The organism is Aquimarina sp. KJ22-3, from assembly GCF_055808215.1.
The window spans coordinates 4,941,770-4,964,937 of the sequence record NZ_CM147859.1 but is presented as its reverse complement, the minus strand read 5'-3'; the positions used below and the strand labels follow the sequence as shown (position 1 = coordinate 4,964,937).

The 23,168-nt window shown below is 34.8% G+C and carries 29 protein-coding genes; all 29 read right to left on the bottom strand.

All coding sequences use genetic code 11. The annotated features are described in order from the left end of the window. Positions 1 to 62: 62 nt before the first annotated feature. The 29 genes from AC0L3Q_RS22785 to AC0L3Q_RS22645 all read right to left on the bottom strand — a co-directional run bounded on the left by AC0L3Q_RS22785 (position 63) and on the right by AC0L3Q_RS22645 (position 23,080). On the bottom strand, positions 63 to 1,706 hold the full coding sequence (locus tag AC0L3Q_RS22785) for a serine hydrolase domain-containing protein (RefSeq protein WP_473283233.1): 1,644 nt from the start codon (positions 1,704 to 1,706) through the stop codon (positions 63 to 65). 118 nt (positions 1,707 to 1,824) lie between these two features. Further along, complete coding sequence (locus tag AC0L3Q_RS22780) at positions 1,825 to 2,871, bottom strand: helix-turn-helix domain-containing protein (RefSeq protein ID WP_473283231.1); 1,047 nt, start codon at positions 2,869 to 2,871, stop codon at positions 1,825 to 1,827. A gap of 69 nt (positions 2,872 to 2,940) precedes the next feature. After that, positions 2,941 to 3,330: a hypothetical protein gene (locus AC0L3Q_RS22775; RefSeq protein WP_473283229.1), complete on the bottom strand. Its 390-nt coding sequence runs from the start codon at positions 3,328 to 3,330 to the stop codon at positions 2,941 to 2,943. 102 nt (positions 3,331 to 3,432) lie between these two features. Beyond that, a complete protein-coding gene (locus tag AC0L3Q_RS22770) occupies positions 3,433 to 3,645 on the bottom strand; it encodes a DUF7220 family protein (RefSeq protein ID WP_473283228.1) in 213 nt (70 codons plus the stop codon). Then, positions 3,635 to 4,354 (bottom strand): metallophosphoesterase family protein, encoded by a 720-nt coding sequence (locus AC0L3Q_RS22765; protein WP_473283226.1) that lies wholly within the window; start codon positions 4,352 to 4,354, stop codon positions 3,635 to 3,637. Before AC0L3Q_RS22765 ends, AC0L3Q_RS22770 begins: the two co-directional genes overlap by 11 nt. Positions 4,355 to 4,422: 68 nt before the next feature. Beyond that, complete coding sequence (locus tag AC0L3Q_RS22760; RefSeq protein ID WP_473283225.1) at positions 4,423 to 5,274, bottom strand: helix-turn-helix transcriptional regulator; 852 nt, start codon at positions 5,272 to 5,274, stop codon at positions 4,423 to 4,425. 35 nt (positions 5,275 to 5,309) lie between these two features. Continuing rightward, positions 5,310 to 6,005: a cyclase family protein gene (locus tag AC0L3Q_RS22755; RefSeq protein ID WP_473283223.1), complete on the bottom strand. Its 696-nt coding sequence runs from the start codon at positions 6,003 to 6,005 to the stop codon at positions 5,310 to 5,312. A 153-nt stretch (positions 6,006 to 6,158) separates the two neighbouring features. Further along, the gene (locus AC0L3Q_RS22750) at positions 6,159 to 7,307 is read right to left on the bottom strand and encodes a serine hydrolase domain-containing protein (RefSeq protein WP_473283221.1); all 1,149 of its coding nucleotides are present in this window, start codon (positions 7,305 to 7,307) and stop codon (positions 6,159 to 6,161) included. Between the two features lie 26 nt (positions 7,308 to 7,333). Continuing rightward, complete coding sequence (locus tag AC0L3Q_RS22745; protein WP_473283220.1) at positions 7,334 to 7,768, bottom strand: hypothetical protein; 435 nt, start codon at positions 7,766 to 7,768, stop codon at positions 7,334 to 7,336. A 43-nt stretch (positions 7,769 to 7,811) separates the two neighbouring features. Beyond that, positions 7,812 to 8,246, bottom strand: coding sequence for a hypothetical protein (locus AC0L3Q_RS22740; RefSeq protein ID WP_473283218.1), 435 nt, complete (start codon positions 8,244 to 8,246; stop codon positions 7,812 to 7,814). A 169-nt stretch (positions 8,247 to 8,415) separates the two neighbouring features. Beyond that, positions 8,416 to 9,453, bottom strand: a complete 1,038-nt coding sequence (locus AC0L3Q_RS22735) for an alpha/beta hydrolase family protein (RefSeq protein WP_473283216.1) — start codon at positions 9,451 to 9,453, stop codon at positions 8,416 to 8,418. Positions 9,454 to 9,508: 55 nt separating this feature from the next. Further along, complete coding sequence (locus tag AC0L3Q_RS22730; protein ID WP_473283214.1) at positions 9,509 to 10,180, bottom strand: hypothetical protein; 672 nt, start codon at positions 10,178 to 10,180, stop codon at positions 9,509 to 9,511. Positions 10,181 to 10,261: 81 nt separating this feature from the next. Then, positions 10,262 to 10,840: a Crp/Fnr family transcriptional regulator gene (locus tag AC0L3Q_RS22725; RefSeq protein WP_473283212.1), complete on the bottom strand. Its 579-nt coding sequence runs from the start codon at positions 10,838 to 10,840 to the stop codon at positions 10,262 to 10,264. 19 nt (positions 10,841 to 10,859) lie between these two features. Beyond that, positions 10,860 to 11,366 (bottom strand): hypothetical protein, encoded by a 507-nt coding sequence (locus AC0L3Q_RS22720; RefSeq protein ID WP_473283210.1) that lies wholly within the window; start codon positions 11,364 to 11,366, stop codon positions 10,860 to 10,862. A 483-nt stretch (positions 11,367 to 11,849) separates the two neighbouring features. Further along, complete coding sequence (locus tag AC0L3Q_RS22715; protein WP_473283208.1) at positions 11,850 to 12,956, bottom strand: ligand-binding sensor domain-containing protein; 1,107 nt, start codon at positions 12,954 to 12,956, stop codon at positions 11,850 to 11,852. A gap of 156 nt (positions 12,957 to 13,112) precedes the next feature. Continuing rightward, positions 13,113 to 13,613 carry a DinB family protein gene (locus AC0L3Q_RS22710; RefSeq protein ID WP_473283206.1) on the bottom strand — a complete coding sequence of 167 codons (501 nt, stop codon included), beginning with the start codon at positions 13,611 to 13,613 and terminating at the stop codon, positions 13,113 to 13,115. A 5-nt stretch (positions 13,614 to 13,618) separates the two neighbouring features. After that, positions 13,619 to 14,662, bottom strand: coding sequence for an alpha/beta hydrolase family protein (locus AC0L3Q_RS22705; RefSeq protein ID WP_473283204.1), 1,044 nt, complete (start codon positions 14,660 to 14,662; stop codon positions 13,619 to 13,621). A gap of 30 nt (positions 14,663 to 14,692) precedes the next feature. Next, a complete protein-coding gene (locus AC0L3Q_RS22700; protein ID WP_473283202.1) occupies positions 14,693 to 15,325 on the bottom strand; it encodes a hypothetical protein in 633 nt (210 codons plus the stop codon). A 92-nt stretch (positions 15,326 to 15,417) separates the two neighbouring features. After that, positions 15,418 to 15,840 carry a VOC family protein gene (locus AC0L3Q_RS22695; RefSeq protein WP_473283201.1) on the bottom strand — a complete coding sequence of 141 codons (423 nt, stop codon included), beginning with the start codon at positions 15,838 to 15,840 and terminating at the stop codon, positions 15,418 to 15,420. 54 nt (positions 15,841 to 15,894) lie between these two features. Further along, positions 15,895 to 16,299: a nuclear transport factor 2 family protein gene (locus AC0L3Q_RS22690; RefSeq protein WP_473283199.1), complete on the bottom strand. Its 405-nt coding sequence runs from the start codon at positions 16,297 to 16,299 to the stop codon at positions 15,895 to 15,897. 87 nt (positions 16,300 to 16,386) lie between these two features. Continuing rightward, a complete protein-coding gene (locus AC0L3Q_RS22685; protein ID WP_473283198.1) occupies positions 16,387 to 17,148 on the bottom strand; it encodes a carbon-nitrogen hydrolase family protein in 762 nt (253 codons plus the stop codon). Positions 17,149 to 17,296: 148 nt separating this feature from the next. Next, the gene (locus AC0L3Q_RS22680; RefSeq protein WP_473283194.1) at positions 17,297 to 19,459 is read right to left on the bottom strand and encodes a TonB-dependent receptor; all 2,163 of its coding nucleotides are present in this window, start codon (positions 19,457 to 19,459) and stop codon (positions 17,297 to 17,299) included. Positions 19,460 to 19,533: 74 nt separating this feature from the next. Beyond that, entirely contained in the window at positions 19,534 to 19,851 is a 318-nt protein-coding gene (locus AC0L3Q_RS22675) for a DUF6660 family protein (RefSeq protein ID WP_473283192.1), read from the bottom strand. A gap of 70 nt (positions 19,852 to 19,921) precedes the next feature. Then, positions 19,922 to 20,344: a hypothetical protein gene (locus AC0L3Q_RS22670; RefSeq protein ID WP_473283191.1), complete on the bottom strand. Its 423-nt coding sequence runs from the start codon at positions 20,342 to 20,344 to the stop codon at positions 19,922 to 19,924. Between the two features lie 36 nt (positions 20,345 to 20,380). Then, on the bottom strand, positions 20,381 to 20,683 hold the full coding sequence (locus AC0L3Q_RS22665; protein WP_473283189.1) for a hypothetical protein: 303 nt from the start codon (positions 20,681 to 20,683) through the stop codon (positions 20,381 to 20,383). Between the two features lie 59 nt (positions 20,684 to 20,742). Continuing rightward, complete coding sequence (locus AC0L3Q_RS22660) at positions 20,743 to 21,228, bottom strand: DinB family protein (protein ID WP_473283187.1); 486 nt, start codon at positions 21,226 to 21,228, stop codon at positions 20,743 to 20,745. A gap of 57 nt (positions 21,229 to 21,285) precedes the next feature. Further along, complete coding sequence (locus tag AC0L3Q_RS22655) at positions 21,286 to 21,774, bottom strand: nuclear transport factor 2-like protein (RefSeq protein ID WP_473283185.1); 489 nt, start codon at positions 21,772 to 21,774, stop codon at positions 21,286 to 21,288. 168 nt (positions 21,775 to 21,942) lie between these two features. Beyond that, complete coding sequence (locus AC0L3Q_RS22650; RefSeq protein ID WP_473283183.1) at positions 21,943 to 22,350, bottom strand: VOC family protein; 408 nt, start codon at positions 22,348 to 22,350, stop codon at positions 21,943 to 21,945. A gap of 196 nt (positions 22,351 to 22,546) precedes the next feature. Next, a complete protein-coding gene (locus AC0L3Q_RS22645) occupies positions 22,547 to 23,080 on the bottom strand; it encodes a GNAT family N-acetyltransferase (protein ID WP_473283181.1) in 534 nt (177 codons plus the stop codon). Positions 23,081 to 23,168 lie beyond the last annotated feature (88 nt).

The following is a 23,168-nucleotide window of genomic DNA, read 5'->3' as shown; positions in this document are numbered from 1 at the left end:
GATGTATTGTAGATGCAAGAAGCAGTAGGTTAAGATACTCATTGTATTTTTTATATAGAGCCTTATTCGCGATATTTTATAAATGGAATATTGTAAGCAGTTTGTCCGCTTATTTTACAGGAAATGATAATGTTTTGTTCATTTCGTTCAAAATCAACCCTCCCCAAAATAGAACTATCTGTGATGAAAGAATCCTTATCGATTGGGACCAGTTCTACATCCGAATTGAAAGGATGTTTTGCAATTATCTTTTCTCCTTTTTTTACAAAAGTATAAGAGGTTTGTAGCTCGTCGTTATAGAAAGTCCCTAGGTATTCTTCGATTTGGATTTGAGAATTGTCAATCGGGGTAAGCGTTACTTTTTTGGCCGGATATGAAAAATCTGAAAAGTGCCATGATAATTCATCTTTACCAAAAACCAGTTTGCTGTGCTGCCTAGGAGTAAACTGAAATGAGTTTTCAGAAATTACTGGAAGAAAGACTTCGTTTGTAGTATTATGCGGTTGAAGAAACAGTGAATCTCTCCTTGATTTGATATGGATATAAAAACCGGGAAAAACCTGGTAGGTTCCAGTATATGCTTCCAACTGAGTCTTGGTGGGCTTTGGGTTTGATGGTGTCGTTTTTGGAATAAGGGATTGTTCTAAAAAAATATCTATCATTCCGTAGGCGATGGTAAGAGGATTAAAGGATTTGTAGTTTCCTGCAACGGCAACGGTAAAATTATACTCAGGAATGTGTAATAGATATGCTCTAAAGGCAGCATCTCCACCTCCGTGAAAGATGACCTTAACTCCTCTGTAATTTTTGGTTTCCAACCCTAAACCATACGGGATTTTTTTACCCGAATTTAGTGTAGAAGGCTGGATCATTTTTGAAATGATAGCAGGACTTCCTAGTTTGGGATCAACAAAACTTTGTGTCCACTTGATCAAGTCTTGTGTAGTGGTATGTAACCCAGTGGATCCTACAATTGATCTGTTCATGGGATGATAGTGATATTGATTTTGATCTTTATAATATGAATTCGCTTTTTTGGTGATTACCGATGTTGATCCATTTATAAACTGGCTGCTTGTCATGTTCAAGGGGTTAAAAATATGTTCACGAACAAATTCTTGAAATGGTATTCCGGAAACTCTGGTAACAATTTCTGCTAACAAAACATACCCTGCATTGTTATATTGAAATCGCTCTCCCGGTTCGAAATTTAATCCACGTTGTCTCAATAAAAGGGCAACCATTTCTTTTTGCCTAATTAAATCTTGATCAGATCGGCCTCTTAGTCCGTTTAGGTCTGTATTATTGCGAAAACCATTGGTGTGATTGGCCAACATTCTAATTGTAATTTGATGAGGTATTGCTTTGAGTTCTGGGAGGTATTTTGTGATGGGGTCATCAATAGATAGTTTGTTTTCCTGTTCTAGCAAGAGTATCGAAAAGACTGTAAATTGTTTGGATATCGAACCTACCAAAAAACGGGTATCATCATTTATCGGGATTTGATGTTCTACATTAGCATAGCCCATATGATTTTTGTAAACGGTTTCACCATTTTTGGATACGATAATAGAAAGTCCAGGTCCGTTTTCTTGTTCATGAATATAAAATAGACTATCTACTTTTTTTACATAGGATTGTGCGGTACAGGTAAATGTGATACTGCAAAGAATAGTTAAAAACGTAAGTGATAATAGATGTTTCATTCGTCTCAAAATTTAGTTTGAAACAAAATTGAGTAATCATCATAGTTAAAAGGTCCGAGTTCCGAATGTCGAACTCATTTTTTGATAAAAAAATAGTCCGACTTTAAGTCGAACTTCTTCAAAGAGTTGATTTTCTATAGGCAGTAGGAGTGATCCCGGTGGCTTTCTTGAATGCGGTATAAAAAGAAGATTTTGAGTTGAAACCTACATCGTACAACACTTCCAACACCGTTAAATCAGGTTGTTCCTTAAGCAGAGTTTGTGCATCTTTTATTCGATAGCTATTGATAAAATCGAAAAAGTGCATCCCGGTCTTTTTATTGATTAAAGCAGATAGTCGTTTTTCAGGAACGTCTAATGGTTCTGCCAATTTTTGTAGGGTGAGTTTATCATCTAAATATGGTTTTTCAGTTTCGATATATTCGATTAGTTTTTTTAGATCTTCTGGTTTTTCGGTTTCGGGCTTATGCGAATGAACAGGTGTTAAGTTATGATCAACACCAACAAACAAATTAGGTTTCCGCAATCCGTTTAAGACAAACCAGCAAATCACGAATAGAGCAAATAGGCTAATAAACAGATTAAGGTAGATCAAAACTGGATGATTGCTATTCATTAATTCGCGAATGGTAACAAAAGTGTTTCCAATTAGGAACAGAATGGTAGTACGCAGCAACCATTGATACGTGATCTTATGATTACTTGAGTAATTATTCTGATATACCCTTTTGAATATAGTAAGGGAATAAAAAATAGCAATGATATAATAGTAATATTGGATTTTTGACAGTATTTCAAAAACGGTAAGACTTTGATCGGATAGATCCGTCAAGATGAATAGGATAAAAACCGCCAAAAAAAGAATACCGTGTAAGAGGTGTTTCGTGCTTAGTTTGAAATTATAATAACAAGCAGATTTTACATACAGATAGAACAATGGCATCTGAAGCAGGACACTAGAAATTTTAAGGCCTCTTAGTATAGTACCTTGTGACGGCTCGATAAACCATCCCATCATGTCGAATGCAGTGACTAATAGGAAGCTAGCAAATAAATAATTGGGGAGCTTACGCTTTGTTGGTGCAGAAAACAGATACAGCGCTAACAAAACCAATAGAAAAACGGTAATCTTACCAAGATCTCCAATAATATTTTCGGGATTCATAAAAAATTATATCAGGTTATCTTATGTTCTATATGCTTTTGATAGATAAAAGGCCTAAGATAACCATTACTAACGAACTTTTTGTTTTAAGCTTTGAGCAACTTTAAATTCTACTAGGGACAAGGTAAGGACAATCAACGTTTCGCCAATGAAATAGATCCAACCCCAAGTAGTAATGGTTTGTAAATGATAAAAAGCAAACCCAATGGATAAAAAGCAATATAGCAGATTCAGAATGGCAATACCTTTTAGAAGAGATGGAGTCTTGTTTGCTTGACTGTAGTAGGCACTTATATCATAAAGAGCAAAAAGTATGGGCAAGCTAGCAAGGATGTACAGGGTAAAAACAGGGATTCCAAAAACACTTTCAAATTGTACCAATACAATTCCTAATAAAAATGCAGATAATAAGGCACCCAATCCATCTATTATAAAAAGTTGTTTGGGTTTTGATACCATTTTTTTTGTAATGAGATCTAGGGACATATTAGATGATAAATAAATTTGATTAAGTCTATTTTGGAACCATATTTTACCTATTTGAGTTTTAACACAAGTCGATCATCTCAACGACTTTTTATTAAAATATCGTCTTAAAAGATAATTTCTAAGAATGCTTAAAATAGTTAAATATACCGTTAATATCGTGTTTTTTCCAGAATGATTTTCGATACCCAGGATTGGAAATATAAGATGAAGTGAAATGATGGTAATCAAAAACCCAATAGTCACATTAGCTAGGCTTTCTAAAAGAGATTGCTTTTTAGTCTGCATTAGAAATTCGATTAACAGTTGAAGAAATCTGGTCATCTGTGATTTCTATGATTCTATAACCTGAAGAAGTGGTGTCAATTTCGATAGTGTCCTGATGTTTCTTTATTTGATAGGATATTGCTGGGGTTATATGTTGTGTTACGTTTTTAAGGCTTACCGAACTTTCTATATGATAATGTCCACAAAAAATAGTGATTTGATTTGGGATTTGGGTAAGTATGGCGGTGACCTCTTGCCTGTTTTGAAGCTTACCCACACTGTCTACCATTAGGTTAAGCCCGATGATCGGATGATGAATAAAAATGATAATGGATTTGGTGGTGTTCAGCTCTTGTTTTAACCAATTGAGTTGGTTGGAGTCAATAGTACCAGATGAAGAATCTAAGTATACGAATTTCGTATTCATACTTTCGGTACTGTAGTAGATTTGTTGAGTATCATGCCTTGCGCCAGTATTCAGATACTTTACAGTTTCTGAAAAGGTATCGTGATTGCCTAGGGTAATTGAAAGATCTTTTCCCTCCAACTGTTGGAAAAAATAGAGTATACCTTCATTTTCTCCAATATCTCCTGTGCATACAATCTGAGTAATGTCTTGATCTTCGATATCTTTTAAAATACGATCAAATCGTTTTCGTGCAGAAGTCAAATCCTTAAAAGGGAAAGATTCATCCAGGTGTGAATCAGTGATATGGGCTATTCGTATCATTTTGTTTGATCTTATACAACCAAAAGTAGTATTCCATTTTGGGTTTGATTTATAAAATCTTGCAGATTTTACGAATTGACCCTGAATTGAGTCGGGGAAACACCAATATACTTCTTAAAGGTGTTGGAAAAATAGGCAGTGTTGTCGAAACCACAATCTAAGGCTATTTCAAAAATGGAATCTTTAGAATGCTTAAGTTTATCTTTTGCCTTTTGTATACGAAGATTGGTAAGGTAGGTTAGAGGGGTACAACCATTGATTTCTGAAAAAAGTCGATGCAAATAATATTTACTGATGCCCATGGTTTTGCTCAGACTATCCAGATCAACGTGTTCTTTTAAGTTGTCATTTAGATAAGTTTTGGCATCAGTAATTAATCGATACAATTCCTTTTTGGTATGGTGTTTTATGATATTTAATTTCCTGAAATTAGCATCAATATGGGTTTGTTCTTGTACAATGAATTCTGAAAGCTTGATAAACAAATCTTCCATATGCTGTGTGAAAACAGTCTTGTCGTATTGGTATAAAAAAGCAATTTTATGGAGTAAGATATGCGCATCACTACTAGGATCTTTATGTGTTATTTCCAGGAATTCTATTGAAGAGTCACTAGGTGAATAATGATGATAAATCTCATTAATCAAATCTTTGGATAAGAAGAATGATAGTCCTTGGGTACCTTTTTTGGCTTCGGTAGTGATCTGACGATCCTTGTTTAAAATCAAATATTGATTTTTTGAAACCTCGATATCCTGATGATCATAGTGGTAACACTTACTGCCCGTGATAACATATTTTAGCGTATACGTAGACCGATAAGACACTGAGATATCATCGGCATGATTAGAATACAACATCTTGTTTTCAAACTGTTTTGAAAATGTAGGAATGGTTGTTATTTCTTCAAGTTGTATCATTACCATAAGCTTGTAAACTCAGTTTAGTATCGCAATTAATCTTCGAATATGGCAACAGCTCTTACCGGTGAGCCTGTGCCTCCTCTTATTTTTAAAGGTAAGCCAATAAATCGAAACCGTCCTCGACCAACAAGTAAATGTAGATTGATCATGTTTTCATAATGGGTAAAGTTCAATTCGCCACAAATATGATGTACTTCTTTGTTGGATACTTTTGGTACTCCTGGTGACATCGTTTCTACACCAAACGCAGCAATATTTTTATTGCCTAACCAGCGTGCTGTTGCTGTCGATAACCCTGGTCCATTTGCCCAGTTTTCAGTATTAAAATGGTTTCTATAATGATCGGTGTAAATAAGAACGGTATCTCCTGGTTTGATTTCAAGTTTGTCTTTCTTGCAGGCATCTACTATCTCATCAGGTTCAATCAATTCTTTTAGTTTTTTATGCGAAAAATCCAGACAAATCCCCTCGGTATAGAACATGGATAAGGGCATCGTATCAATAGATTGCCCTTCGTACTGTTTGGCCATATGATTAATGGCATCTACATGTGTTCCTGTATGTTCACCGAGTTCTAACTTATGAACGGCTGGAGTTTTCTTTTTCGGGTTTTTGATACCATCCCATTCTTCGTGCGAATTGTGAATGGACATTTTAACTTGAGGGAGGTCCTTAAAAACTGGCATTCCTTCATAAATTTCCTGGCTCAAGTCGATAATTTCTGGCATAAAATCTTGTTACTTTTTTAAATGGTAAAGGTAGCAAAACTAAAGCTCAATTCGGAGCTGAGAATTGAGCTGGTAAAACATGTTGGTTGATTTAGATGATTCACAGTTTTGGGTATTATCTAAGCAAATAGTACAAACTTTTTTTGGTTTATTTTATTCTATAATCCCTTCGTCAATTAATATTTCTGCAATACCATTGGCTTTGCGAAAAGCTTCGCCAGAGCCGAGATTCGAAAGTACAATTATAGCTACGCCTTGATCAGGAAATCTAACCAATTGTGAGCTAATCCCCCAGTCGCCTCCATCCCAGGCTACAATTTTTCTGCCATTAAAATCCCCGATATACAAGCCAAATGCCTGGTTATCTCTGTCATGATTAAATCGTATGGTTTTATGCATGAGGTCATAAAATTGCTGTCCACCAAAGCGTTTATTGTCCATATTGGTGCTCCACTTTAATAAATCATCGATGGTTGTCACCACTCCGCTACCTCCATAGTGAGGAGAATTTCTAGGATGTTGGATATATCCTCCTTCTTCTTTTAATTGAATGCCATATTCCTTATACCCATTTACATACTCTTTTGTTCTTGGATTATAAGGTGTGACTCTGTTTTTTATGATTTGCGTAATATCATCATTAATCAATGTGTTAGTCATCCCAAGTGGTTCAAACAGTTGTGTCTTTGCAAAAGTACCAAAGGATTGTCCACTTACTTTTTCAACAATTTTGGTAAGCAGCATAAAATTTACATTGCAATAATCCCATTGATCTCCAGGTTTGAACTGTAGATTTTCTTCTGAAAGAGAAGTAGCGATACACTCATCGATGTCAAAGTAGTTGAAAGTTACCCAGGATTTACCACTTTTACGTGGTAATCTCTGATAATCTTTGATACCCGAGGTGTTGTAAATAAGGTGTTTGATTCTAATGGTATCCGGGTATTTTTCTAGTTCAGGGATGTAATTTGAAACTGGAGTCTCTAGGGAAATTTTATTTTCAAGGATCAATAAAGCTATACATGCTGCGGTAAACTGCTTGGAAACAGAAGCAATACTGAAAGCCGAATTTGTTTGAATAGGAATGTTATAATCCAAATTTGCGGCACCATATCCATTTTTATAAAATGTATTTTCATTTTTTGAAATCCCAATAGCATACCCGGGAGAATCAAGGTTGTTAAATTGGGTAAATAAGGAGTCAATCCGTTGTTTTGCAGAAGAAGATAAATTGTTTGATGTTTCCTGCCCACAACTGATAACAGCCATTAAGGGAAAGATGAGTACTATAATTTTTTTCATTAATTACGATTTAAAAATCTAGTGGTTTAGTTGGATGAATCATTATTTTGAACGACAACAGCATCGATTTTAGGTTTAATAATCATGATCATAGTAAAACCAACTCCTAATCCGATAATTGAAAATATGATATCGTTGATGTCGAATACATTATTCCCTCCTAAGTTATGAATTTTTAGCTCTTGAGTGATTACATAGATAGCAGCTAATATTGTTGCCATTATATAGATTAACTGTCTTTTTATTTGCTTTGTTAGTACTCTTGCGTTAAGATAGAGCCCTATTGCGGTAAGTACCAAAGTACCGATAACCCCTTCAAAGAAATTAGGTAATGAAAGTAAAATGATTTTGAATACCTCTGGTGCATTACTATCCAAAACTGTTGGTCTTATGAACTTAAAAAACGCAAACAGTAGAATGAAGACCATTTGAATTCGAGCCAATTTTGAGATGTCCCTCATAATATCCAATTATTTTTTTTGTGAAATTGCATACATCTTCATTTTAGATCGTGGGAAGGCCAAATGCTTTCAAAAAACGAATACCTGCAATCAAAAGTAAACTTATTTTGAGTATTTCGAGTATGATAAACAAGATATGATGATAGGTTTTGGACACTTCTTGACCCGCTATGATACGATCGGCTCTTCGATGTAATACCGGGATCAACCAAATAGTTTGAATACAAAGTAAAAAAAGGACAAGGCCATAAACGAAATTGTATTTCAATGAAAATTTCCCTAGTAAAAAACTAACAATCAAGATTAGAGAAAAAACAATCTCTATTTTGTTTAAGGCTCCAAAAACAATTTTACCTATCCCCAAGCCCAATTGCCTGGTAATGTTTGGAGCACGAAATTTGAGTGGGGCTTCAACAAACGAAATACCCAATACCATTCCTACCCATACGAAGGTGATTATTGTAATTATTAATTTCATTTCTTTAAACTAAGGTTACCTTTTCAACATAAAAATAACTTCCCGTAAGGATCTTATTTAGAAACGAATTTACAATATTTATTGCTGCGATCAGAGTTTTTCTTAGGGCATTACCTAACCATATTAAATGACGGATCTTGATTTTTTAAGTCATGTAATATCACTTATTTTATAAATGTTCTTCAAAAAAATCTAGAGCCATTGTTAGTGTTTGTTTATGTATTTCTTTTCGATTCACTTCGGGGTGATCTATGGTTATTGCTGGCATGATTTCTTTGCCAAAAGGAGTAGCCTCATTTAGAAATACATAATGATCTACATGTTCGTTGTAGAGGTGGAGTTTGCTGGTTTCGATCAGATTGTGATAGTTGATCGCATTGCGTTCTACATTGGTATTGGTATCACCTTTTCCTGCTACAATAAATACTGGAGCAGTAATCTTGCTGGTCTGTTCTTTTGAATGGAATCCAAACCCAATTGCTGGAGCCATTACAAAAAATGCCTTTATTCTATCATCTTTTACATGATCTTTGTAGGTATGATATGAGGAAACAATAAGGCTGTCATTTTCAAAATCTATGATCTCGTCGGTTTTTGGAAATTCTGCAGGCATTGCCCGATCGTCTGGATTTTCACTTTCTCGTATAGTTCTATCTACGTAGCCTCCCGCCAATGCAATATTGGTATATCCTCCTAATGAAAAACCAACCCCTCCTATTTTTGAAGGATCTATTTTTGATCCAATTTCGGGGTCTTCTAAGATATAGGTTAATACAAATTGAACATCAATTGGTCGTTCCCACCATTTTACAAACTCTCTAGGGATTTTATTGAAAGTTGAGTTTCCATAGTGATCAAGAGAGACCACAACATAACCTTCTTTTACCATTTTTTCGATAAACCAGGTTAACGAAAATCTGTTACCTCCAGTGCCATGAGAAACCAATAACAAAGGAAATTTTTGATCTACAATGGCTGCTCCTTGTATGGTTGTAATTGGCTTGAAAATTTGTTTTTGATTTTCTTTAGGTACTGTTTCTTTAGGTTGATCAAAAGTAGGATACCATATTTCTGTCAATAGCGGTCTATCCCTGGATTCATCTACCAGAGTTAGAGATTTTTGTCCTATGTTGTATGCTTTTTCTTCTTTTTGAGTACAAGAAATACATAAGATAGTGACCAATAGAATTATCAATGTTTTTTGCATGGGTTTATAGGTTGGTTATAGATGTACAGACCCGTAAAAAATAGAATTGTTACAGTTATTTATTGCGAGTTAGTTGTCTTATACTGGCTAAGTGAGAAAACAAAACGATTGGCACAATAACAGCAGGAAGCCATACAAAAGGGAAATAAGTTACCCCGACATTGGGTTGATCAAATGCCAATTGTTGAAAAGGGCTCTTTGCACTTAACGCTGCAATGGTAAGAATATTAATCAATAACGCAAGGCAAATAAAATTCCAGACCAAAAGCCCTTTTCGGCCTACTTTTTTCTTTACAAACACTAAGTAATACATAATGGGAGCGGTAATGCCAGATATGATATCATAGTTGTATCCGTCAAAGGTCATCAAATCAGGAATGAGCCCTTCTAGAAAAACTGCATACAATATGAACTCTACAGGAATGCGAATAACATGCAGAAAGGTCAACCACTTTATATCGAGTTGATCGATAAACTTTTTGCCTTTCTTTTGTGTAAAAAGGAAAAGTACAAATAAGATGGTAGGTGCGATGAGTAAGACAAATCTAGGAGGAAGTGTTCCTGATTTTTGATAGAACCCTGTTATTCCCAGAAGGGCTACAATAACCATCCAGATCCCAATACCATAAAGTACTTTGCTATGATTTGAAGCTTTGAAAAACAACCAAACGGTTAGTATTGTAGTTGCAATTAGTGCTAGGGATGTGAAAATTGAAACTTCTGCCATGTCCTTATTTTTTTAAGTATACAACCAAAAGTATGATGTAAAAAATGGAGGCTACTTGACAAAAGGCAAGAAAATGAATAGCTAGATTTTCTTTCGGATTCTGCTTAGGGTACTGTCTGTAATCCCCAAGTAGGAGGCGATGTATTTCAAAGGCACGTGTTTTATAATATCCGGTCTGTTGGTTAGTAGGTTTTGATAGCGTTGCTCCGCAGTTTGATTGATCATCGAATAGTTTCGTTTCTTGGAAGTAATAAATTCTTTTACCAAAATAGCTCTTCCAAAATCTCTAAACGCAGGTTTATCATGAAACAGTTTATTCAATTCTTGATAAGAAATGCGATACCCTACGCAATCAGTGATGGCTTCAATATTAGCTTCAGATTTTACCCGGTTAAAAAAAGAAGTGATTTCAAAAACAATGTTGTTCTCAGTAAAAATATCGGTAGTGATTTCATTTCCTTCCAAATCATATAGGAAAATACGCATTACTCCCTGCTGTAGGTACAAGTAATCATCACTAATTTGATTTTCTTTCAGAAATAGATCACCTTTTTTAATTGTTACAAAATGAAATGAGTCAGCAATTGCCTTGGCATCAACTTCTGGGATCGGGATTACACTCTTGATAAAATCGGTTAGCAATGAATTTGTAATATCCATTTTTCAAATATTAATGTTTCTACTCTTTTTGATATATAATATCATAGACTACATCCCAAATTGTATCCTCTTCACGGGTAATTTTAATTTGAGTAATATTGTGATGGTCATCAAATTTGTAGCTGTATTTTTTGATTTCATTTAGTTCACTTTGATTGTTTTTATAAATCACTTCAGAAAGATACTGATCGATATATTTGTATACAGTCTGGCTATTATAATTCGAATTTACTTCTCTAAAATACTCACGTTTGATCAGTTGTTGTTTTTTGTTATAATAATATTTGGAAGTTGATACCAGTTTATCATTCTTTTCATATTCTAATTCTTTACTGAGTAAGCCATTACTATTGTAGACAAATTTTCTTTTATTAAAACCAGCAGAGCCATATTGTAGTGCAGGAATTTCTTCTATTTTTTCTGTCAACTCACCTTTGGAGCCATAAGAATAACTAAAAATATTTTGCGGCTTCTCATTTTTGTCAAATATGGTTTCTTTTACTTTTGTTTTATTGTCATATTCCATGCGATTTATGAATATAATTTTGTCTCTTTCTAAACGTTTCAACTCTAGTAGTGAGCCATTATTATCATATGTGAAAACGACCTTTTCAACTTCGTCACTACCTTCTAGGGTTGTTTCTTCCAGAAGATTTCCATCTTGATCATAAGAAAAGAATTTGATAAGTACATTTCCGTAATTATCGGCATACTTTTTTGGGATAGGTTGTTATTGGTAAACCATAATATTTCGTCATGGCATTTCTTCAGATAACCAGGAAGTTTGCATGTATTGACCTTCGATATTATAGAATCAATCCTTCCTTCTGCTTTAAAGATGGAGGGGGTCTTAAAAATTTCTGGATCCTTAAATTGACCAAAAGTACAGTTCACACAAAAAAAGGATATAAGAATACTGTTTCTAAGGGCACTCAAAATTTATGATTTAAGTTATTTACTTACTAATTAATTGTTTTGTCAGAAATATACGTTGTTTTTTGGGAGTAATTTACCAGGAACTGTATTTGGTCATACTAATAAAGGATGTGCCATCATAGCGGTATAGTCCGTTAAAACCTCCAAACCAGAGATTTCCGGTATTATCTTCCAAAATCGAATGTACATTTATAGGGAGTCCTTCTTTTTTATGAAAATTAGTAAGTGAAGTTTCTTTATAGCGGTATACTCCTTTGTTTTCCACCGGAAACCAAACAGCACCTGATTTGTCCTCATAAAGACTCCACACTTCTAGATCTTGTGATCCTAATTCTTTGGTGATATGAGTAATTGAATTTCCATCCCAAAAACAAACTCCTTTATGATGAGAGGCAAACCAAATGTTTCCTTGCCGATCCTCCAAAATATCATTTACGGTATTATTACAAAGGCCATCTTTTTCGGAAATATGGTGTAACGTTTTTCCATCATAAAAATAAGCACCCCCATTGGTGCCAAACCAGATGTTTCCTTTATGATCCTCGGTAATATCATGAACGATTCTAGCGCTTGTAACTCCTCTGGTTTTGTCTGGAATTGCCTCTGGAATCTGGAAAGTAGTGAATTCTTGACCATCAAATCTACTTACACCTTGTAGAGTACCGATCCAGATGATCCCCTTATGATCAATAGCCATACTCCATACATCATTGTCGATAAGCCCGTGTTGTTTGGATAATTTTGTGAATGTACCGGTATCTGGATGGATATCTTCTTGTAGTTGATATTTTATGATCCCAATTGAAGTTCCAAACCAGATATTTCCTTTTTGATCTTCTGTAATTTGTCGTACAACTGTTTTATTAAAAATAGGATGATTAGACAAATCGATAAGCGTTTTCCCGGTATAACAAAAAACGCCATCACCAACAAACCACATATTTTGATGACTGTCTTGAAATACCCTTCGTAAGACCAACATCAGTTGCTCGTCTGCATTAAAACCGGAAAAATGATTGTTATATTCCTGTAACTGCTCAGACTTTTTCTTTTCTGCAGTAGAAATCACCGTATCCGATTTGGTTTTTTGGGATTCCTTTGCCACGCTTGTCTTTGCATGCTCACTATTATGGCAAGAAATCAAAAGAAAAAACAAAAAAGGTATGGTTTTACTTTTCATTTGATAATGATAACATTTTTGAAGCATACATTCTGGCCATTGAAAATAGGTAAGATTTGCTCATACAATATACATAGAAATGCGTCAAATTACTATTGGGTTTTGATCAACCTATTTGAAGTAATTTAAGCAGTATTTAACGATCTGTTTTTTTATTTATTCGAAAGATAAATACTTCTGTTTGATGATATTGATATGGTGCCATTCGTGACCAATAATTGACTTTAGGAACTGCTGAAGCGTAATTGTATGCGTTCTCGCATTGCCTTTGATTTGTAGCTGTTGTGGAGATAAGCTTGCAATAAAACTAATAGATGATTTTCTAACGTTGGATAGGTCGCTTATTAATTGTTCAACTGAGAGTTCATCAAATCTGGCATTGTTTACCAGAAGATTCTGATCATATCCCCATAGTTCAACAACCTCTTTTCTGCTAAGTTGAAAAGCTCTAAACATTTTTATTCGCTCGTGGTCGGTAATATGGCCAATAATTTGTTTGATCGACCATTTGTCTGCAGCATATCGGTAATTCCCCTTATTATCATCAATTGACCGTAGTAGCGAAAAATTAGTATCTGAAGAAAACAGCGCATGCAGTTCTTTATCTTCTACCAAGCTATAGTAATAAGGAAATCCATCTTGGGGTGTATACTGCATGTGTATTATAACTTTTCATTCAACCATTGGGCCATTGTTTCCAAAAAGCCTTCAGGTCGTATCCATGGTAAATTGTGATCCTGAAACTCATAAAACCCTCCAGTTTCACATTGAAATAGATTGTGATTCGCATTAGGAAACGAGACTACTGCAAGATCGGTATTTTTCCCTAATGTTTTTTGATATAGGACCTTAGTTTTTTGCCAATCTACGTTCTTGTCTTTTTCTCCAAATAATGCCAAAACGGGGCAATTTACATTGGATAGTATGGTATCAAAATCTTTGACGTATATCTGCAGTCCTGTCTCCTGATCAAATTCTTCTTGCATAAATTTTTTCTGGTAATCGTAATAGCCTTTCTCTGTAACATCAGTATGATTATTAAACCTTTGTAAAAATTCATTTTTTCTAAGGTTTTGTGTGGCTTTCATATAGGTTTCAAAACTTTTTCCTTCATAAGACAGGCGGGCACCTTCTTTTAATTCTTTGGATAAAAGAGCAATGGTGTCTTTGGGAACTCCTTGTATTTTTAGGTTTTCTTCAAAAAGATAGTTGAAGTTTTCTTTATCATCGACACCGCTTACCGAAATCCAGAATGCAATATCTTTATATTGATTAATTACAATCGGATTGATCCAACCCGCTCTGCTAATCCCCCATAATCCAATAGTTTTTGCTCCGGGTACTTTCTCTTTTTGCAAAGTATGAATTGCGGCGATTACTTCTAAAGCGCTATTAGAAACGGTTTGATTATAGTCAAAAGTACCTTGACTGGCACCACATCCCATTTTATCCCACATGTAAGTGGCATAACCGGCATTAATCATGGTATTTCTCACATCAGCATACCAATCTTGAGCTACCGCATTTGTTTTTCCAGAACCATGAACAATAAGAACAATCCCTTTTGGTGTAGTGGTATCAGGAATATTTAATACACCATTCAAAACGACTCCTTCAAACTCAAAATTAAAGCTTGCTTTGGTAGGCTGTGCATTGGAGATAAATCCTAAAAATGTAAGTGCAAAGATGTATATGAATGTTCTCATGTCATGAAATTACAAATTGTGATGAAGAAGTTATAGATGCGCTCTCAACTTCTTTCTTTTTTTATTTCTCAATATTCCATTAACCAAACCAACAAGACCAATGGTAAAACAAACCACAAACCAAAATCCAATATTGTATTTATCAATGATAATTCTATACAAGAAGGTAAAAGAAAACAATAGCAAACCAATGAGTTGCCACCAACGATCTTTTTCTAGCCTATAATCGGTATCTATAACTGGTGGTAAGTTGAACAAGATTTTGATTTCGTTCCACTCCCAGAGAATAAGAATCAGGTTAGCCAACAACATTAAACCTGTAACTACAGGAGTGTAAGCAAAGTAATAGGATAGTGTAATCACAAAGATATTTACAATGATGGGCAGATTGATCAGAGCCCCAAGTTTTGAATAGCGTTGCGTCATCAGCAACATACCAGCGATCAATTGTCCAATGCCTATAAATTTCCAGTATAGCCCCGATTGATAAATGGTTTCAAAAAAATGCCATGCACTATCTATTGGGTTTGAAGCGCCACTATCTGTAGTAAATCGTTTTCCTTTTATCTTTATGATGCTGGCAAAAACAAAAGCCCCACCAATAAGATATCGGGTATAGATAATGAAGATTTGTGTCCAGATATAGGTTTTGATTTTTTGCATAAAATGATCGCTAACCTAATAGGAGGACGAATGTTTTTATAATTTGTTACGCTACAGGCCCATAAAAGCGAACTGCACAGTGGTTAGGTACTTTATTGTATTCGGTCTGCCATAGCATGATTTGGACTTAATTGTATCAGGTCCCATAGGTTTCCATATAAGTCTTTGAATACCGCTACAGTTCCATAGGGTTGTTCTACCGGATCTCGTACAAATTCGACTCCTTTTGAAGTCATTTCGTTATAATCTCTCCAAAAATCATCCGTACTTAAGAATAGAAAGACTCTTCCTCCTGCTTGATTTCCAATAAAAGGCTCTTGTTCTTGGGCTGAAGCTTTTGCCAATAAGATAGTAGTTCCTGTCGAATTGGGAGGAGCAATAACCACCCATCTTTTATCTTGTTCGGGCTGATACGTATCCTCAATAAGATCAAAGTTTAATACCTGGGTATAGAAGTGAATGGCCTCATCATAATCTTTTACGACCAATGCAATATGAATAATAGATTGTTTCATTGTATTTCCTTTAAAGTGAAGATTGCTTAGTTACTATCTTGATCGCAGTATATATTAATGCTCTTTGGAGTCATTAAACTGCCATAACACATTTACGATTTGCCATTTGCCGTTTAGTTTTACAATATGCATGTAATCAATCCAATCGTCGGCAATTAGTTTTACAGAAGCCGTTTTGTCAAAAACATCTAGAATAATCACTTCTTTTTTAGGATGTTCTGGAAACTTATCTCCTTTTTGATTGTAGGTTTCGGCCAATAAGATCATCGCATCTGTAAAGGTTTCTCTCAAGTATTCGGTATTGGTCTTTTTATTTCTCCAAAACGTCCTTTTTACCATTCTGGGGTGTGCAGAACGTTCAAATAATTCTGGTTTTACCTGGTGTTGTGACTCGATATAATCTAGTGCAGCCCGTTTAATGGCCAAAGAATCCTCTTTGGATTGAGCTTTGACGCTCATTGCAAATAATAGGATTAGCATAAAAGCGAGTGTTATTTTTTGTTTCATAAGATGTAAAAATGATTTGTTTAGATAGGTTAAAGCCTGTCAAAATTTGTGGACAGATGATCTTATTTTACGGTCTACATAAAAATTGTCAACCTGATTGGTTTGAGTATCATAGATTAATAGACCCGGTCTTTCCTGGTCAAGTTGCGATAATAATTCCCCGCTATCATTCCAAACGGCGCTTTGCCCATTACTTAAAAAATTATCGCAATAACCAATGCTATTCGACATAAGGATGGGGATTTCAAATTCTTTGGCCATCGATGGGAAGTGGATGTATGCTTTTTCTAACCCTCGTTCTGGCTTGGCTACGCTAGCTATAAAAACTGTTGCCTCATTCTGAACAGCATTTATAAAGTGTTCTCTTTGTAATGTTTCATAACAGATGCCTATGGCAATTTTCCCTCCTTTCAATTCTAAATACGGAGGATGATCACCACTTACAAAGTAGGGAAGTTCGTCTTGATGTAGTATTCGTTTTGCATATATCGACCTGTCTTTTTTGGCCTGAAAGATCAACATGCTGATGTGTATTCCATTTGGTGCTATCGTTGGCATTCCTATCCCTATTACCATATCATGATCATCCGCTAGTTGTTGAAAAGGGTCAAAAATAGGATCATTAACCTCCAGAGCAAGTGCTTTTGCTAATTCTGGTTCGTAACCTGTGATGGAAAGCTCGGGAAATACGACCATTCCACTGTTTAATGTAATGGCATGTTGAATAATCTCCAAGTGATTTTGAATATTCTCTTGAATCTTACCCTTTAAAGATTGGACTTGAGCAATACAAATTTTCATTGGTTCCCTATTTTCTATTTGTAATACTTATACTTATACGTGTGGGATTTAAATTTACAGAATTAGAAAGAAAAAACGGTTTAAGAAAAACTTAAACCGTATTCTCAATTGTGTTGGGAATAGAGATCAAATTATATAAGATCAATATTTAATGGTCATGGTGATTTCCGAAAGGTTTGATAATAACACCAATACTAAAAATAAATCCATCGGTTGGAGCATATATTTCAGGAAAAACGGGATCTTCTACAGGTGGTAACACCAAAGGAGAAAATCTACTTTGTCTTCGATCTGTAAAATTTTCAAAATTCATATACGCACTAGCAAATTTGAAATTTCGAATGATAAGTAATCCCATACTCACATAATCCGTAGTTTCGGTACCATTAGACAATAATTGTTTCCCGGTGTAGTAGGTTTCGAACCCTAATCGCCATTTTTCACCTTCATACATCCATACGCTGCCTGCATTATGTCTTGCTGTTAATGGTCTTTGTGGATTTCCTGGCAGGTAGTTTAGTTGCGTATCGATCAAGGCATAGTTTAAAAACCATCTAAAATCCTTGTAGGTAAACTTAATATTGGTTTCTGCTCCTTTACTCACAATTTGATCTGGGGCGTTTTCGAATTCAAAAAGACCATTGTTTGTAGGATTTAGTAATAAACCATTATCAATTACTGTGGCATAAAACAATTGGTTGATAGAAAAACCAATAGTATTGAACAATTGTGTTTGATAATTTACGTCAAAATTCGCTCCGTAGGAGCGCTCTGCATCTACTATCGATTTGTCTATGGCAAGAACATTTTCGAAATTAATAGATTCTGCTTCATCAATAAAAATATCAGGAATTCGATACCCTAATCCTCCACCAATTCTACTAGAAAATCCGTTATCGTTTTTATACAATAATGATACTCTTGGTAGTGGAAAAAAACCAAAGTCGGTATCGTAATCTGCTCTTAATCCGGTTTCGAGTATCCAATGATCCGAAAAGTCATAAATGTTATTGATAAATGCTCCGTAGGTAAGGTCTTTTTGATCGCGTTGTAGTGGTGCATTGTCATTTTCATCAAAGTCCGAAGAGTACACGTTTGCGCCAAAAATCCAATTGGTTTTAGTGGTTTCTCGCTTATAGGTGATTTCAGAAAAGGTATTGATCTGCTTTCCTTCAAAGTTGAAATTAGGGATAGCAAGATTTCGATCAAAAAATGAAACACTATTTTTAATACTTAACGAAGCCACCGAGTCAATTTGAGTTGTATAAACCGTTTGAGTACTTAATCTTTTGGATAGATTCTCTTCGGTATATTGATCTGTACCGTTATCACCGTTTTCAATTCTTGAGATATCTCCTCCAATACGGTCATCATATGTTCCATTTACACCTAGCCAAAATGTAGTTTTTTCTGAAGGGTAATAGAAAAACTTAGGATTTAATACTATGGATGTTGTTTCCGGTAGATTGCTAAAGCCATCATCTTCGGGATCATATGCTTTTTGGTAATTTCCCGAACCAAAAATTGAGACTCCAAACTTTTCATTTCTTTTACTGTAAAAAGTATTTACGGTGCTTCCTAAGGCATGTGTTTGAGTCAGCATAATATCTAATGTAGGTTCCATTTTTGGAGTTTTGGATACCATATTGACCAAACCTGCAATGGCACCACCTCCATATAGCGTGGATGAACTTCCTTTGATGATTTCAAATTGCTGTAAATCTACCGGTGGGATTTGCAGGATGCTCAAACCACTGGAGAATCCTCCATAGAGAGGAAATCCGTCTCTAAGAAGTTGTGTGTATCGACCATCTAATCCTTGTATTCTAATATTGGTATTTCCACTACTTAGTGAGGTTTGCTGCATCTGGATTCCGGTGCTTTCCCGAAGGGTCATCGAGATGTTGACGGGATTCATAGTTACCTTTTCTCCTAATTCTTCGGGTCCGATAAACTCAATTCTTGTAGGGATCTTTTGTATGGTTCTGGTACTTCTTGAAGATTGAATAATGACTTCGTCTAATTCGTCATGTGCTGTTTTTAGTTTAAAAACAAAGTTCGAATTTGCAGATACTTGAAGACTGGTGTTTAGGGTTTCAAAGCCTAAGTAAGAAATACTAACAGCATGATTTCCGTGGGGAATTTCATTAAAGGTCGCGACTCCGTCAAAATTGGTAATTGTTCCTTGGTCCAGTGCTTCAAAATAGATGGTAGCTCCCGGTATGGGTTTTTCTTCCGATGCTGAAGTTACGGTTATAGTTATTTCAGAAGTCTGTGCCTTTACACAAAGGCAAGCTATAAGCGTGAGCATAACGCTCAATCGATATGTATTCATTGATAATGTAAAATAGATTAACTAAAAAAATGATTTTAAATCCGTGTATTTTAGCTAATCACCTTTGGAGGTTGCCAAATATTGGCTAGAAAACCAAATCGATAAATGGATTGATAGGTAGAGAATAATGAGGAAGAAATGTCCGCATTCAACTCTAAATTAAAGTTAGGGATGGGTTGATAGGTAATGGTAGTTCCACAACAACTGCAAATGCAAGTCATAGCACACGAATCCTCATTCTCATCCTGATGATTATGGTCATCACCTGTTTCATTTTGACACAGATCTTCAGTGGGACTCTCATCAGAGCAGGGAACTGCTGGAGGTGAGAATAGGAGAAATGCTAATATGATTGCAATTACTTTCATAAGGTATTGCAAAGGTACTAAAGTGCGATGTATTATTTATTGATTTTTGAAGTACAATGTTTTTAGCTATTTACCTTTTGTTTTTATGTGAAGTTTCCCAATGTCGTACCATTTCTCTATTAAATAGCGTTTTCCTAAAATCTCCTGGGTTTTTTTCATTCATTAGATCTAATGCCCCTTTCTCTTTGATTAGCTCTTGAAAATGATCTTCTCTTTGATCATATTGTTCTTTGTTGGCATAGGTAGTAATTAGGATGATTTCAAAAGGCTGTTCTTCGTTAAAAGGGGTTTCTAATACTTGATAAGATTCGATATACCCTTTCTTTATGGCCATGTCCCGTAGTACTTTCCAGTTGTTTTGATAATAGTAGGTTACTTCTTTTTTGTTATTGTTCAAGATCTGAACAAAATCCATTGTTGAAATTCTTTGGTCTAATTGTCCATAGGACAAAGAAGTAAAGCTTAGGATAAATAGTACAAGAATAAGTCTCATGGTTTATTTTTTTGAATTATTAGATTGTTAAGTCGATCATAGTTTAGTGCCTTTAATAAGATAGCTGTAACGAATCGATTCTTCCTTAAGGTGTAAGAAATCCTTACGTCTTTCATCTTTTGTGAAATTCAAGAAATCATCTTCAGATTCAAATGATAAAAAATGAATTTCATAAGGAAGTTCATCCTGCTGTGTAATACAAGTGTCTTTTGTTGGTCTGATACGATATATTAACTTTCCGTTATAGTCTTCGAGTAATGGAATGGTAAATTCTTCGAATTGATGAAAAACAGCTTCTTTACCTTCTTTTACAAAAATCATCATGGTTAAATAAATCATGGGTTTTAGGTGTAAAAGGCTTATTAAAATTTAGTGTATTGATCACAAGACCAAAGAAATTACTGACGTAAATACTTAATGATGATTCCCAATTGCCCAAGATGATAAATATCATGCTGTAACATACCATTGATTAAAAAACTATAGGTATACTCTCCTTTAAAATCAGTATCATAATATTTCTCATTCAGAAAACTATCTTCTTTCTCTTTTAGAATACTGATGAGCTGCGATAAGCTAGTATCGTATTCTGATTTTATGCGTTCCCAACCTTTGGTGTTTAGCACTTCATTTGGTAACCAATTTTCTTCGCAGTCATCTGTTTTACTTCCTTTCCCAGTTTGTATTTTTAAAATGGCTTCCTGTCTCCATAAGGTGACATGCGAAAAGATCTCAGCGATACTATGTAAACCTTCAATAGGTCTTGTAAAAAATAGATGTTCGTCTATCTTACTCAATTTACTTTGATAAGAGCTTCCGATCCATATTTTTCCGTGTTGAATCTCTGTAAGTTGGTCAATGATATAGTTGATCAAAGTATTCATATAGGTACTACTAGTAATTAAGAAAAACAGGCTATAGTGTTTGATTGGCTTTTGTCATTACCAATACTCGAAAATACGGGATATTTTTCCTTTTTTAAATTCAAAAAGAGCCATCTGTGGTTCTCCTTTTTCTACTTTTCCATCTTTAGTTTCGATAAATCTTTTTTGAGTAACCACCGCATTTAAACCACTAATTTTATTTACTATTTCGATATCAGTAACTGTTCCATCATAACCTCCGTTTTTTTGATTTCTGACATATCCGTTATACAAATCTTCTCTGCTATACGTTCCTCCGTATTTTGGGTGAACATAAGTAAAGTCCTCTGTAAAAATCTCAAAGACCTTATCAATGTCTTCTACTGTAGAATTTGCCTGAAATATCTTCAGATTTAGATCATAATATTGCTTAACGATAGCGTTAAGTGAATCTTTGTGAGCTTTTGATGCTTCCTGAGCACTTATTTGATGCACTCCTAAAAGAGTAAAAAGAATAATGAAAATGAATTTAGATACGCTCCTGATTATCTGTACTTTCCTGCTCATTTTTTTGTTTTAGAAAGTAATATAATAATGTTTTGCGGTTTTGTGTCAAGTATGCTTCTGTTTTAAGGATAGCTTAACATACCTTCGAATGTTCTAAAAATATGAATGTTCAATTCGTTTTTTTGCGGCGTCTACTTGTGTTTTTTTAGAGTTTTGCATGTTATGTATCTAGTTTTCAAAGATTTGAATTCTATTGTGGTCTGGATCCATAATAATTACCATTCTTTTCCCGGTTGCTTTGTCAGTTACAATGTTACCGTGAAGTTTAACTTTATTTTTGTTGATATGGTCTATAAAACGATCAAATTCTGATACTAGAAATCCAATCTTAAATAATCCGATCAGTTTTGTTTTGGGATTGTGATTTGGAATTACTTCTTGAGGGAGTAAAGCCGAATCTAGTTGGATAAGTTCTATATGAGCATTTCCCCGTTTTAAGTTTGATTGTTTTAACCCAATTTCTGAAACTTCTCTCTTATCAACAACATCGTACCCCAAAATTTCTGTATACCATGCAGAGGAAATATCGATATCTGTTACGATAATTGCTGTGAAATTAGGGCCTAGATCTGGCACTTTTTTTCTTGCGCATACCCCTGAATCGATACTACACACAAGCTTAAAAACATTACTATTACTTTCATAACAATTGGAGTTTGATATATGATTTTAAATAGGATCCCCTATCACTACTAAGATACCAAAACTGTATAAAACCTGATATAAGGACTAGGTTTTACAAATGAAAAGCTTTGATGTAGTACTTAGAGGTTTATGATTCTTTAATTTCTTTTTTGATTGTATACAATAGTAACTCTTCATCATCATTAGGAATTTTGGTCGTGCCTTGTAATTCTAGTCCAAGTTTTTCCAATAATTTTTGCGAAGAGACATTGTCCTGCGTGGTTATCGCATGAATGGTGTCAACCCCAAACTCTTCAAAAGCTGCATTTTTTATCCGGTTTGCAGCTTCAAAAGCAAATCCCTTTTTTTCAAATGCCGGAAGAAAGGCAAATCCAATATCAATTCCTTCTAAACCTTCTCTGTCATATAGCCCACAAGTTCCTACTTTTTGATTGCTTTCTTTTGTAATTACAGTGTAGTTTGAATACCCAAGTTCGATAAGTTGCGGGGTCATTTTTGATCGAATATACTCCCCGGCACTCTCAATCGAAGTAACATTTCTATCCCCAATATACTTGATCCATTTGGGTGTGTTTAACAATTCAAAAATAAATGAAGCATCGTCTTCTGTGGTTGGCCTTAGATGTAGTCGTTCTGTATCAAAAGTTTTGTGCTTTTCCATTGTTTGCAATTGATTGAGGGATGAGATTACCACAGATATTCTGCCCAATCAAATATAAGTAATGCACTTGATTTTTTGGAGGAATTTA

Coding starts and splice junctions, on each gene's coding strand:
- AC0L3Q_RS22785 (WP_473283233.1), bottom strand. CDS start 1,706: ATGAAACATCTATTATCACTTACGTTTTTAACTATTCTTTGCAGTATC.
- AC0L3Q_RS22780 (WP_473283231.1), bottom strand. CDS start 2,871: ATGAATCCCGAAAATATTATTGGAGATCTTGGTAAGATTACCGTTTTT.
- AC0L3Q_RS22775 (WP_473283229.1), bottom strand. CDS start 3,330: ATGGTATCAAAACCCAAACAACTTTTTATAATAGATGGATTGGGTGCC.
- AC0L3Q_RS22770 (WP_473283228.1), bottom strand. CDS start 3,645: ATGCAGACTAAAAAGCAATCTCTTTTAGAAAGCCTAGCTAATGTGACT.
- AC0L3Q_RS22765 (WP_473283226.1), bottom strand. CDS start 4,354: ATGATACGAATAGCCCATATCACTGATTCACACCTGGATGAATCTTTC.
- AC0L3Q_RS22760 (WP_473283225.1), bottom strand. CDS start 5,274: ATGATACAACTTGAAGAAATAACAACCATTCCTACATTTTCAAAACAG.
- AC0L3Q_RS22755 (WP_473283223.1), bottom strand. CDS start 6,005: ATGCCAGAAATTATCGACTTGAGCCAGGAAATTTATGAAGGAATGCCA.
- AC0L3Q_RS22750 (WP_473283221.1), bottom strand. CDS start 7,307: ATGAAAAAAATTATAGTACTCATCTTTCCCTTAATGGCTGTTATCAGT.
- AC0L3Q_RS22745 (WP_473283220.1), bottom strand. CDS start 7,768: ATGAGGGACATCTCAAAATTGGCTCGAATTCAAATGGTCTTCATTCTA.
- AC0L3Q_RS22740 (WP_473283218.1), bottom strand. CDS start 8,246: ATGAAATTAATAATTACAATAATCACCTTCGTATGGGTAGGAATGGTA.
- AC0L3Q_RS22735 (WP_473283216.1), bottom strand. CDS start 9,453: ATGCAAAAAACATTGATAATTCTATTGGTCACTATCTTATGTATTTCT.
- AC0L3Q_RS22730 (WP_473283214.1), bottom strand. CDS start 10,180: ATGGCAGAAGTTTCAATTTTCACATCCCTAGCACTAATTGCAACTACA.
- AC0L3Q_RS22725 (WP_473283212.1), bottom strand. CDS start 10,840: ATGGATATTACAAATTCATTGCTAACCGATTTTATCAAGAGTGTAATC.
- AC0L3Q_RS22720 (WP_473283210.1), bottom strand. CDS start 11,366: ATGGAATATGACAATAAAACAAAAGTAAAAGAAACCATATTTGACAAA.
- AC0L3Q_RS22715 (WP_473283208.1), bottom strand. CDS start 12,956: ATGAAAAGTAAAACCATACCTTTTTTGTTTTTTCTTTTGATTTCTTGC.
- AC0L3Q_RS22710 (WP_473283206.1), bottom strand. CDS start 13,613: ATGCAGTATACACCCCAAGATGGATTTCCTTATTACTATAGCTTGGTA.
- AC0L3Q_RS22705 (WP_473283204.1), bottom strand. CDS start 14,662: ATGAGAACATTCATATACATCTTTGCACTTACATTTTTAGGATTTATC.
- AC0L3Q_RS22700 (WP_473283202.1), bottom strand. CDS start 15,325: ATGCAAAAAATCAAAACCTATATCTGGACACAAATCTTCATTATCTAT.
- AC0L3Q_RS22695 (WP_473283201.1), bottom strand. CDS start 15,840: ATGAAACAATCTATTATTCATATTGCATTGGTCGTAAAAGATTATGAT.
- AC0L3Q_RS22690 (WP_473283199.1), bottom strand. CDS start 16,299: ATGAGCGTCAAAGCTCAATCCAAAGAGGATTCTTTGGCCATTAAACGG.
- AC0L3Q_RS22685 (WP_473283198.1), bottom strand. CDS start 17,148: ATGAAAATTTGTATTGCTCAAGTCCAATCTTTAAAGGGTAAGATTCAA.
- AC0L3Q_RS22680 (WP_473283194.1), bottom strand. CDS start 19,459: ATGCTCACGCTTATAGCTTGCCTTTGTGTAAAGGCACAGACTTCTGAA.
- AC0L3Q_RS22675 (WP_473283192.1), bottom strand. CDS start 19,851: ATGAAAGTAATTGCAATCATATTAGCATTTCTCCTATTCTCACCTCCA.
- AC0L3Q_RS22670 (WP_473283191.1), bottom strand. CDS start 20,344: ATGAGACTTATTCTTGTACTATTTATCCTAAGCTTTACTTCTTTGTCC.
- AC0L3Q_RS22665 (WP_473283189.1), bottom strand. CDS start 20,683: ATGATTTATTTAACCATGATGATTTTTGTAAAAGAAGGTAAAGAAGCT.
- AC0L3Q_RS22660 (WP_473283187.1), bottom strand. CDS start 21,228: ATGAATACTTTGATCAACTATATCATTGACCAACTTACAGAGATTCAA.
- AC0L3Q_RS22655 (WP_473283185.1), bottom strand. CDS start 21,774: ATGAGCAGGAAAGTACAGATAATCAGGAGCGTATCTAAATTCATTTTC.
- AC0L3Q_RS22645 (WP_473283181.1), bottom strand. CDS start 23,080: ATGGAAAAGCACAAAACTTTTGATACAGAACGACTACATCTAAGGCCA.